This is a genomic window from Pseudonocardia adelaidensis (assembly GCF_039543345.1).
Lineage (GTDB): Bacteria > Actinomycetota > Actinomycetes > Mycobacteriales > Pseudonocardiaceae > Pseudonocardia > Pseudonocardia adelaidensis.
The window spans coordinates 1-593 of record NZ_BAABJO010000108.1; the positions used below are offsets into that span (position 1 = coordinate 1).

Genomic DNA, 593 nt, shown 5'->3' on the forward strand with positions numbered 1-593 from the left:
CCACCACCGCCACCGTGCTGGCGCAGGCCCTCGTCCGCGAGGGGCTGCGCAACGTCGCCGCCGGGGCCAACCCGATGGCCCTCAAGCGGGGTATCGAGAAGGCCACCGAGGCCGTCTCCGAGGCGCTACTGAAGAGCGCCAAGGAGGTCGAGACCAAGGAGCAGATCGCTGCCACCGCGTCGATCTCCGCGGCCGACTCCACCATCGGCGACCTGATCGCCGAGGCGATGGACAAGGTCGGCGAGGAAGGCGTGATCACGGTCGAGGAGTCCCAGACCATGGGGCTCGAGCTGGAGCTCACCGAGGGCATGCGCTTCGACAAGGGTTACATCTCGCCCTACTTCGTCACCGACGCAGAACGACAGGAGGTAATCCTCGATGACCCGTACCTGCTGTTGGTCGCGGCGAAGGTGTCGTCCATACAGGCGCTGATCGCGGTACTCGAGAAGGTACTCGAGTCCGGCAGGCCGCTGGCGATCATCGCCGAGGACGTCGAGGGCGAGGCCCTGGCCACCCTGGTCGTCAACAAGATCCGCGGCACCTTCAAGTCCGTCGCCGTCAAGGCCCCGGGCTTCGGTGACCGCCGCGAGGCG

Annotated in this window: 1 protein-coding gene; it reads left to right on the forward strand. The window is 67.3% G+C overall.

Annotated elements, in window-relative coordinates; translation table 11 throughout:
* Positions 1 to 593 (forward strand): TCP-1/cpn60 chaperonin family protein (locus ABEA81_RS42455; RefSeq protein ID WP_345613744.1); only part of this gene is annotated, 593 nt, incomplete at both ends.